Annotated in this window: 11 protein-coding genes; 6 read left to right on the forward strand and 5 right to left on the reverse strand. The window is 59.9% G+C overall.

Features of this window, described 5'->3' with window-relative positions:
- The first annotated feature begins 235 nt into the window (after positions 1 to 235).
- The 3 genes from NA637_RS22895 to NA637_RS22905 all read left to right on the forward strand — a co-directional run bounded on the left by NA637_RS22895 (position 236) and on the right by NA637_RS22905 (position 1,043).
- The gene (locus NA637_RS22895; protein WP_015272405.1) at positions 236 to 490 is read left to right on the forward strand and encodes a hypothetical protein; all 255 of its coding nucleotides are present in this window, start codon (positions 236 to 238) and stop codon (positions 488 to 490) included.
- 70 nt (positions 491 to 560) lie between these two features.
- The gene (locus NA637_RS22900) at positions 561 to 737 is read left to right on the forward strand and encodes a hypothetical protein (RefSeq protein WP_019692578.1); all 177 of its coding nucleotides are present in this window, start codon (positions 561 to 563) and stop codon (positions 735 to 737) included.
- 60 nt (positions 738 to 797) lie between these two features.
- Complete coding sequence (locus NA637_RS22905; RefSeq protein ID WP_015272406.1) at positions 798 to 1,043, forward strand: hypothetical protein; 246 nt, start codon at positions 798 to 800, stop codon at positions 1,041 to 1,043.
- 46 nt (positions 1,044 to 1,089) lie between these two features.
- Here NA637_RS22905 and NA637_RS22910 read toward each other — a convergent pair whose 3' ends face one another.
- The 4 genes from NA637_RS22910 to NA637_RS22925 form a co-directional block, all read right to left on the reverse strand.
- Positions 1,090 to 1,869: a SprT-like domain-containing protein gene (locus NA637_RS22910; protein WP_019692577.1), complete on the reverse strand. Its 780-nt coding sequence runs from the start codon at positions 1,867 to 1,869 to the stop codon at positions 1,090 to 1,092.
- A 268-nt stretch (positions 1,870 to 2,137) separates the two neighbouring features.
- Entirely contained in the window at positions 2,138 to 2,521 is a 384-nt protein-coding gene (stbC, locus tag NA637_RS22915; RefSeq protein ID WP_232881935.1) for a plasmid stabilization protein StbC, read from the reverse strand.
- Between the two features lie 18 nt (positions 2,522 to 2,539).
- Positions 2,540 to 3,244, reverse strand: a complete 705-nt coding sequence (stbB, locus tag NA637_RS22920; protein WP_019692575.1) for a StbB family protein — start codon at positions 3,242 to 3,244, stop codon at positions 2,540 to 2,542.
- Between the two features lie 3 nt (positions 3,245 to 3,247).
- The gene (locus NA637_RS22925; RefSeq protein ID WP_020723543.1) at positions 3,248 to 3,610 is read right to left on the reverse strand and encodes a hypothetical protein; all 363 of its coding nucleotides are present in this window, start codon (positions 3,608 to 3,610) and stop codon (positions 3,248 to 3,250) included.
- Positions 3,611 to 4,103: 493 nt separating this feature from the next.
- On the opposite strand from NA637_RS22925, the gene NA637_RS22930 reads away from it, so the two are divergent.
- Genes NA637_RS22930 through mobF form a run of 3 tightly spaced genes read left to right on the forward strand, consistent with a single transcriptional unit; the run spans position 4,104 to position 8,926 of the window.
- On the forward strand, positions 4,104 to 4,433 hold the full coding sequence (locus tag NA637_RS22930) for a hypothetical protein (protein WP_019692573.1): 330 nt from the start codon (positions 4,104 to 4,106) through the stop codon (positions 4,431 to 4,433).
- Complete coding sequence (locus NA637_RS22935; protein ID WP_019692572.1) at positions 4,433 to 5,971, forward strand: type IV secretion system DNA-binding domain-containing protein; 1,539 nt, start codon at positions 4,433 to 4,435, stop codon at positions 5,969 to 5,971. Before NA637_RS22930 ends, NA637_RS22935 begins: the two co-directional genes overlap by 1 nt.
- Complete coding sequence (gene mobF / locus NA637_RS22940; RefSeq protein WP_019692571.1) at positions 5,972 to 8,926, forward strand: MobF family relaxase; 2,955 nt, start codon at positions 5,972 to 5,974, stop codon at positions 8,924 to 8,926.
- A gap of 35 nt (positions 8,927 to 8,961) precedes the next feature.
- Here mobF and NA637_RS22945 read toward each other — a convergent pair.
- The coding region (locus NA637_RS22945) for a hypothetical protein (protein ID WP_256074838.1) at positions 8,962 to 9,680 on the reverse strand (719 nt) is incomplete at its 5' end.

Genomic DNA, 9,680 nt, shown 5'->3' on the forward strand with positions numbered 1-9,680 from the left:
AGCACCCGCTTCGCGGGCGCGCTTTATGTTTACCTCCCGCTCCCACCTCGGCATCTAAGCAGCTCCGAAAAGCGTGCCGCGTCAAGTCAATTATTCGTCAAAGATTGTTTGACCAACAGTTGACGACAGCGCCACGATTTGAGATACTAACCACGTCGAAGCAATACCGCCTCGACACCCCGGACACCAGCGGCGGCAACCGCTCCGGGGCAATCTGCGAAAGGAGATTCAACCCATGACTATCGAAACCCACATCCTGTATTTCAGCGAAGCCGAGGCCCTGCGCGAGTTCAGCGGCTTCACCGTTGAAGTGTCCCATCAGGCTCGCCCGAACCAGACCCCATCCAACGTCACCATGTACATGATCGTTGCCCAGCGTGGCGGCATCGGTCGCCGCGAGGTGATCGCGGAGTTCCCGCTGGAAATGCACGCCACGATCTTCCGTGACATGTGCGAAGGCTTTGTGCGCAGCGAGCGCCTGACCAAGTAAACCAACCCCGGCCCGGATACCAGCGGCGGCAACCGCTCCGGGCCTTCCTCTGCGAAAAAAGGAGTTACCTATGGCTACTCAAGCCCTTCCCTCGTTCCGTGTCTTCCTGGCCCGCCTGGCCGCTTCTGCGCGCCGCGCAGCGGCCCCAGCTCGCCCGGTGCCGTCCATGCAGCAACTGGCCGAGCGCGGCCAGTTAATGGAGGCCGCCGACCTTCTGACCCTCGCACGGGCTGTTAAACGGGCCTAACCCCACTACCCAACCGAGCGCCGCGGCTTCGCCCCGGCGCTCCCCGCTGGAGAACAGGATATGTACGGACACCAGACCACGCCGACCAAGGCCGCCAGGACGTGCCAGGCGCTTGCCGCCGCTGCGCGCAAGGCCGAGCTGCAACACGATTGGGAAGTGGCCGCAGAGTTCTACGAGGCCGCCGCAACGTTCATCACCAAACCGGGCGAACTGGCGCACCGCGATAGCGCCGGCTTGCTGCGCAAGGCCGCCGCCTGCTGGGAAGCTGGGGATCGAGGCCAAGGCGCAGGACCTGGCCACCGTTGAAAATGTGGATTGCGCAATCCAAAAGGCCCGCTTACGCGGGCCTTTGTCATCGTGCGACCGGCTGGAATGGCGACCCGCCGCAGTGTTCACCACCGCAGAGAATCGCCAGCTCAGGCTTGCCCCATACCTGCGTTGCGCACTTCGGGCACCGGTACTTGACCCGGTTTGACCGGTTCGGCGGCACCTCGGGCGGCAGCTCGACCAACTCACCCAGCGGCCCCAGGTCATCGCCGCCCTGATCCACGCTTTGCCCCTGGCCTTCGTCCTCACCGTCTACGTCATCGACAAACCCGCGCCCATTCGAGCCGGTCGGCGGGTCAATTTGCGGTCGTTCCGGGGGAAATCGGTCGTACCACGACAGGGAGAAGTCCCGCGTCAGCAGCTCCGCACAGCTCACGTCAAAGCGCCCGCCTGGGATGATGTAGTGATCCATCTGTTCGCCCAGGCGCTTGCCACCAGGTGCGCCGGTATTGCTGGGCATCAGGCCCAGGGCTTCCATGCGTGCGGCCCATTCCTTGTTGTGGTAGCCACGCCGGCCAGGCGCGCCAAAGTGGAACTGCCACAGGTGCACCATTTCATGGGCCAGCACCGACAGCGTTTTGCGCAATGAGCGAATCGCGAAGTAGCCGGGGTTCATGGCGATTTCATCGGTCATTTCACCGCTACGACGGGCGAAACGCTTGCGCGAGAAGTAGCCGTAGGTTCGGCGTTCACGCTGGAGGGTGATAAGGCAGTCCGGTAGCTGGCCGTCGAACAGCTGGACGTTGAAGTGTTCATACGCCAGTTGCAGCTCGGCATAGACCTCATGAGTCGGCAGTAGCGACATGGTGACGATCCTGTCTTGTGGATTGTGCAATCCAGTTTAATAGAAGTGGATTGCGCAATCCAGGGCGAGGCCTTCGGCGCGGGCTGTCGTGCTGCGCATCGAGCCACGGCTGCGCCGCGTCTCGCCCCTTCGGGCTTCCATCCCTCTCGCCTCCGCGCCCGGTTCCCAGGCGCTGCGCGCTCCGCTTGCCGCACGGGAGCGCCTGCGGCGACTCCCACAAACGGCGAGGCCGCCTTGCGGCGGCCTCAGTGTGTGTCACAACCCGGCGCTAGCCGGCAACCAGACGGTAGAAGAGCAGGGCACCGCCCAGGCCTCCGGCCAGGCCGGCAATGCCGGCGCAGACCGCCGCCACCCACACCGTCCGGCGCTGGGTCGCTGCCAACAGGCTTTTGGCCTGGCGGTCCAGCTTCTCCAGGGCCTTGTCCTGCCGCGCCTCGGTTTCTCGAATCGCGGCGGTCAGCTCCCGGTGAGCCGTCACCAGCTCGGCACGCGCATCCTCGACCGTGGAGGCCAGGCTTGCGCCGGCCTCCTGCATCGACTGGTGGACCTCGCGGGCCGCCGCAACCGCGCTTTGGAGATCGACCACAATCTCTCTAGAGTCGCCCAGGAACCACTCAATTAATACTTCTTCTCTCGGTTTCCTAGAATCCATTACTGGTACTCCGGTCGCTTATGCCGTCAGAGCGGCGTAGCATTCGTCCAAGTTTTGACGAATAGGCTTTGCATAACTTGTCCAGCGATAGAGGCTTACATACTTGCTGCGCTGGACCTCATCCGCTTCGGCCCGTGCCAGCGCCTTGTAGTCGGTGTCATCGCCAATCAACTGATCGAATGACATTTTATTAGCAGCGAGATAGCCATATACATCACTATCGAACAGGAACGCGCCTGGCTTGATAGTGGCCTTTTTGGTTTTCTTCACATAGTTGTAGATCGACGGGATCTCAGTTTCGGGATTATCTTGAATGCGGTTCGGCAGCAGAATAATGCGATCAGCCGTAACGCCCATCGTCGCCAGCGCTTCTACAGTTTTCAAACTCTCTTGCCACGCTTTTTGCTCTGGCGTTACCGGAACAATGAATTGTTCGATTTCATCTATGAAACCATGGTAGCGCGAACCGGCTTCAAAGAAGGACTCGATATTCGACGCGCCAATGTCAATAATCGCCACGTCCTCAAGTACCAGCTCTTCGATCAGGTCGCCAACTTCGCGACCACGCATGGTCTTGACCTCAGCAATGCCCAGGTCCAAAGCAGACTGGTTAATCGACTCGATGGCAAAGAATACCGAACTTGGCATGCGAGGGTAGAGCAGGTGCGCTGCGATAGTGGTTTTGCCGATGCTACCGCTGTAGTTCAAGATCGCTCGTTTCATACGCTATTTCCTTTTGCCCGTATATTTATCATCAAGATCCGAGAAGTCCATGGTATGGACTTTCTCAAAATCGCTACTGGTGACGATGCGGCCCTTTAAGGGTGCGCCCGCCTCGGGTGGCGTGGATTCTGCTTTCTGGATTGCGCAATCCACGTCATTCCCCTGGCCACCGCTTTCCAGACGGGGGAGTGGTGGAGTGGTCGCCGCTGGTGGTCCAGCTCGCTCCTGCCTGGCGGCCCTCGCTCGCATCAGCGCCTTGCAAAACCCGTTAAACCCGATGGTCATCCCGTGCTCATTTTTGAGCGTTTCCCATACATCCTCCCGTGAGGCTCCGGCTGTTAGTGCGGCCTCGATCTCGCCGAGCATGTTCCGCACCAGGGCCGAATCGCTCCGTGGTTTTAGTCGCGACAGTGGCATCGCTTACCCCTCGTTATCGACCTCGGGCACTTTTGTCCCCTCTTTGTCTCTGATCCGTACTCTAGCCGTCCCTTTTTGGTCTGGCAAGTACCTTTTTTGTCTCTTCGTTGTCTTCACGTCGTCTCTCGGTTGTCTTCAAAGCGTACTCAGTGGCACCCCTGGGCGGCGAAAGCCCCTCACGCTGCGCGTGAGGGATCAGGAGGACGCTTTTTTGCGGCCTCCGAGGGGTGCAGACGACTATTTTTTCCCTTAAAAGCAGAGCGGTATTTTCCCTTAACGAGCTATACACCATACGCAATGCTTCGCATCGCTAAGTCGTTGAAAAATAAAGCATTTTCAACGACTTGCGAAAAAGCGTAATACCTGCGTAAGACAAAAGTAGGCGCAGGCCCTGATTTTGCTGTATTTTGTGTCTTACACACGTCAGACAAGGAGGCCATCCGTGCCCACAGTGAGCTTTCGATGCACCGAAACACAGAAAATCGAGCTGGAAGAGCGGTCCCAAGGCGACATTTCGGAGTATGTACGCCGGCAGCTTTTCCGGCAGATGGAGCAGGAGGACACGCTAGAAATGATCCTCCAGCGCCTCGATCAACGGCCTGGCAGTGACGGCCAACCGACCGCTGGGATCGACCGTCAGTCGATGGCCATCTTGATCGAGCTGCTGTTGCTCCTGCGCACCGCGTCCAAACCGGATGCTAAGAGGGAAGCCCAGGCCGAGGTCGAGCGCCTGGGCTTCGACGTATGGGATTCATCAAAGAGGGATAGCTGATGAACGAACGCCAACGATCTCAAATCTGCCTCGCCGTACTGGTGCTGGTGCCACTGTTCGCATGGTTCTTTACCGCAAAGCTGCTGTATGGGATTGAAAAGCAAGGTGCCCGCGACAGGGTGTTTTACCTGGCGAAAAACACGTTCGCCTTGTGGCCGCTTGCGGTTGCTTTAGTTGGTGGACTGATACTCGCGATTGCGTTGTGCGTGCTTATCGTGAAGTTGAGCAAGACGACTTTTGCCGGCGCTCACTTTGATAAGTATTTCCGTGGTAGCCAACTTGTTTCCCAGCGTGAGCTTAAACGACTGACAAAGGAGAAAGAGGAACAAATAACTATTGCCGGGGTGCCTGTTCCTATTGCCGCCGAGGCGACGCACTTTTCAGTGGGCGGTGCTACAGGTACGGGTAAGAGTACGATTTTCCGCGAAATGATGTACGGCTGCATGCAGCGGAAAGATCGAATGGTAATCCTTGATCCCGATGGGGAATTCCTATCCACCTTCTATCGCAAGGGGGATAAAATCTTGAATCCCTATGACGCCAGAACCGAAGGTTGGAACTTCTATAACGAGATCCGTAGTCACTACGACTTCGAGCGCTACGCAAAATCCATTATTCAAGTATCAGACAGTAACGACTCGGAAGAGTGGAACCAGTATGGTCGCCTGCTGTTCGCAGAAGTGGCCAAAAAGCTGTACAACACCACGCGCAATCCTGGCATGAGGAATGTATTCAGATGGACTAACGAGTGCAGTTCGGAAGCGCTCCAGGGATTCGTAAAAGGCACCCGTGCCGTATCGTTGTTCACTGAAAACGAACGCGCTACAGGCAGCGTTCGTTTTGTCCTCAGTAATAAACTACCTGCGCATTTTGATATGCCACCAGGCAACTTCTCGCTGCGTCAGTGGTGCGAAGATCCTAACGGCGGCAACTTGTTTATCACCTGGGACGAGAACATGCGCGAAGCGCTGCGCCCATTGATTAGTTGCTGGGTTGATACCATTTTCACCAGCATCCTTGGGATGAAATCCAACCCCAAACGCCGCATCTGGACCTACCTCGACGAGCTGGAGTCGCTGCAACGGCTGCCCACCTTGGGCGACATGTTGACTCGGGGCCGGAAGAAGGGCGGTTGCGTGGTATCGGGCTACCAGTCCTACACCCAGCTCGAATCCGTGTATGGCGAGAAACTGGCCGAAACCATGCTGGCCAACCACCGGACGATGGTCGCCCTGGCCGTTGGCCGCATGGGTACGGCCACCGCCGAACGCATGTCCAAAGCCTTGAGCGAGCATGAAGTGCTGCGCACAAAGGAAGGCCGCAGCTCGCGCTGGGGTGACTGGGGCACTCGCAGTGAGAACGAGGATGTGAAACCCGAGCGCATCGTAATGTCGTCGGAAATCATGGCCTTGAACAACCTCGAAGGCTTCCTTTCGTTCCCCGGTAGCATCCCGATTGCACGGGTGGCCATCGAGCCGATCAACTTCACTCGCACGAACCCGGTACCGGGCATCGTCCCAAACCTTGAGATCATCTAAATGCTGGATATCACGACCATTTCTCGGCAGTCACTGGGCAAAGTCGTGTCGTACTACGCGGACGGTGCGGATGACTACTACGCAAAGGACGGCGGCGCCATGCAATGGCAAGGTGCCGGCGCAGAGGCATTGGGCCTGTCCGGGGAGGTAGAGCAGGCCCGGTTCCGTGAGCTATTGGATGGCCGCATTAGCGACAGCACGAAGCTCATGCGGACCGTCAAAGAAGCGGACGGCAAAGTGGTCAGCAAGGAAAGGCTGGGGTACGACCTCACCTTTTCGGCGCCCAAAGGCGTGTCGCTCCAGGCCTTGGTCCACGGGGACGCCAGTATTATCGAAGCTCACGACAAGGCCGTGGCAGCGGCCATTCGCGAAGCCGAACGGCTGTCCCAGGCCCGGATAACGGTCAACAAGAAGACCGGCACCGAGAACACCAACAATTTGGTGGTGGCCAAGTTCCGACACGAAACGTCACGTGCCCTGGACCCCGACCTGCATACCCATGCGTTCGTGCTGAATATGACCCAGCGTAGCGACGGCGAATGGCGGGCGCTGAAAAACGACGGCGTGTTCAATTCGTCCATGTTCCTGGGCAACGTCTACAAGGCGGAGCTGGCCCGCGAACTGGAAAAGGCCGGTTTCCAGTTGCGCTATGAGCGCAACGGTACATTTGACCTGGCGCATTTCTCTGACGAGCAGATCCGCGAGTTCAGTTCGCGCAGCCAGCAGATCGAGGCCGCGTTAGCGGCGAAAGGCTTGGACCGCAGCACGGCTTCGTATGCCGAAAAGAACCAGGCCGCGCTGGCCACCCGCGACAAAAAGCAGGGTGGAATCGACCGCGAAGAGCTGCGCCAGGTGTGGCTTGAGCGGTCGAGGGCCTTGGGTATCGACTACCACAGCCGCGAGTGGGCCGGCGTCGGCGCCGATGCCCAGGGCGGCAGGGAGCGAAACAGCGCAGCCACTCCACAGATCGAGAAGCCCCTGGAATACCGTGCCGACCAGGTGATCGAATTCGCGATCAAGAGTCTGACCGAACGCCAAGCGGTGATCGGTCAGAAGGAGCTGATGGATACCGCGCTGCGCCACGGGTACGGCGCCCTCACCATTGACGACGTGCGCGCCGGCATCGAGCGGCGAGCCGCATCTGGCCATCTGATCCGCGAGGAACCGCTGTACGCCTCACAGAACCCAGCCGATGGAAAGAAGGGGAAGGCCGCCGAGAAGGCCCGCCAGGAGGCGCCACAGCTCAGCCGCAAGGAATGGGTGGCAAACCTTGTCCGCGCCGGCAAATCGCGCTCAGAGGCCGCCAGGCTCGTTGATGAGGGTATCCGCACGGGACGGCTGCGCCAGGGTGAAAACCGTTTCACCACGCACATCGCGCAGAAGCGCGAGCGCGAGGTGCTGCAAATCGAGCGAATGGGGCGCGGTACGGTTGAGCCGCGGATCTCCAAGGAAGCCGCCGAAGCCTTCCTTGCCGATCGGGGCTTGAAGGCAGAACAGCAGGCCTCGGTGATGCGGATCGCTCGCACACAAAACCAGTTCATCGGCGTCCAGGGCTTTGCCGGCGTCGGCAAAAGCTACATGACTGTTGCGGCCAAGGATCTGCTGGAAGCGAACGGATACCGTGTCACCAGCCTGGCGCCCTATGGTAGCCAGGTGAAAGCGCTCCAGGCCGAGGGCCTGGAAGCACGCACGCTGCAATCGTTCCTCAAGGCCCGCGACAAGAAGATCGACAGCAACACCGTCGTGTTCATCGACGAGGCCGGCGTGATTCCTGCGCGGCAGATGCACGAAGCCATGAAAACCATCGAGGCTGCCGGCGCCCGCGTTGTCTTCCTGGGCGACGTGTCACAAACCAAAGCCATCGAGGCCGGCAAGCCATTCGAGCAGTTGATGAAAGCCGGTATGGAAACGTCAAGGCTCACCGACATTCAGCGGCAGAAAGACCCGCAATTGCTGGAGGCGGTGAAGCTAGCCGCCGAGGGCAAGGCCAAGCAATCGCTGCCGCTGGTGAACGAGATACACGAGATCAAGGAGGACGGGGCACGCTACCAGGCGATTGTCGACGCATACGCCTCGATGCCAAAGGCCGAGCGTGACCAGGCTCTGATTATCACCGGTACCAACGCCAGTCGGATCGAGATCAACGAAGGCGTGCGGGAGGCGCTGGGCCTGAAAGGGCAGGGCGCGGAGTATCCATTGCTCAATCGCCTGGACACGACCCAGGCCGAGCGCCGACACAGCAAATACTACGGCAAGGGCAGCATTGTCGTGCCCGAGGTCGATTACAAGAACGGGCTGCAACGGGGCGTGCAATACGTGGTACTCGACACCGGCCCCGGCAACAAACTCACGGTGCGCGGGCCGGAAGGCGAGACGCTGCAATTCACCCCAGCTCGTTGCACCAAGCTTTCGGTTTACAGCGTCGAAAGAACAGAGCTGGCCCCTGGCGATCAGGTGAAAATCACCCGAAACGACGCCGAAAAGGACTTGGCCAACGGCGACCGATTCGTGGTGAAGGAGATCCACAGCGACCGCGTGGTGCTCGAAGGTGACAAGGGCCGCCAGGTCGAGCTGGACACCGCGTCGGCTATGTTCGTCGGCCTGGCCTATGCCTCGACCGTTCACAGCGCCCAGGGCCTCACCTGCGACAAGGTGCTCATCAACCTAGAAACCCAGTCGCGCACGACCGCCAAGGACGTGTACTACGTGGCGATCAGCCGCGCACGGCATGCGGCGGAAATCTTCACCGATAACCGGCAGAAGCTGGGGGCCGCGATCAGCCGCTTGAACGCCAAGGCCGGCGCCCTGGATATCAAGCAGCTCCAGCGGCACGCGCTCGAGCGCAAAGGCCACGACCAGGCCGGCAAACAGAAGGATGCCGCGCAGAAGCAGCAGCAAGGCCAGCAGTTGCCGACCAAACAGCCCAAAGAAAAGGGCAGGGCATTCGGTCTGTAATCAGCAAAGGGGCTTCGGCCCCTTTTTGCTGCCCGCTAGACGCCTCTCGACCGGCGCATGTCTGCGATGCGCTCATGCGACACGCCTGCGAGTTTGGCCAGCACGTTATTCGGGACCAGGCCGAACAAGTGCGCGTACCGCTCCGCACGCGACACCCGGCGATAGGGTGCAATGCCCAGGTACTGCTGGCGAGCTTCCACAACCCCAATGGGCACGCCCACTTCGCGGCTGATCTTGGCGGCAGACATGGTGCCCAGGAGCGATTCGTAACCGAGTCCGGGGCCGTGGTAGTCCTCGACAGGCGCCGGCTTGGCCAGGTCAGGGGAGGGCGCCACAGCATCCAGGCCGAACGCCTCGCGCAGCGCCTGCACGACTTCTACGGCCACGCCCGAGGCCTGGGCAATGTCCTCATCGGGAACCAGGCCCAGCGCGCTCTTGTACGGCCTGACGGGATGATCGAGCGGAAGGCGCTGAATGCGCCGTGTGGCCTTGGACCTGGGCTTGATGCCCTGGGACTCGCGGTAAGCTTTGACACTCTTCACCGATACACCACATTTGGCCGAGACAGACCTGTCCGACTCCACGCCCAGCAGGTGCTGGTAAGGGGCGATGGCCACCGCGACCGAGTAAACCTCGATTCCGAACTGAACACGTCGGCGGCGTATGCTGCCCTCGCTGGTGCCGACCAGTTTGGCCAGGTCCCGGTCGGAAAACTTGCCCAGCTTCCAGTCGTACCATCGAGCCACACCAATAA

It is taken from the genome of Stutzerimonas stutzeri, from assembly GCF_024448935.1.
Taxonomy (GTDB): Bacteria; Pseudomonadota; Gammaproteobacteria; order Pseudomonadales; family Pseudomonadaceae; genus Stutzerimonas; species Stutzerimonas stutzeri_AO.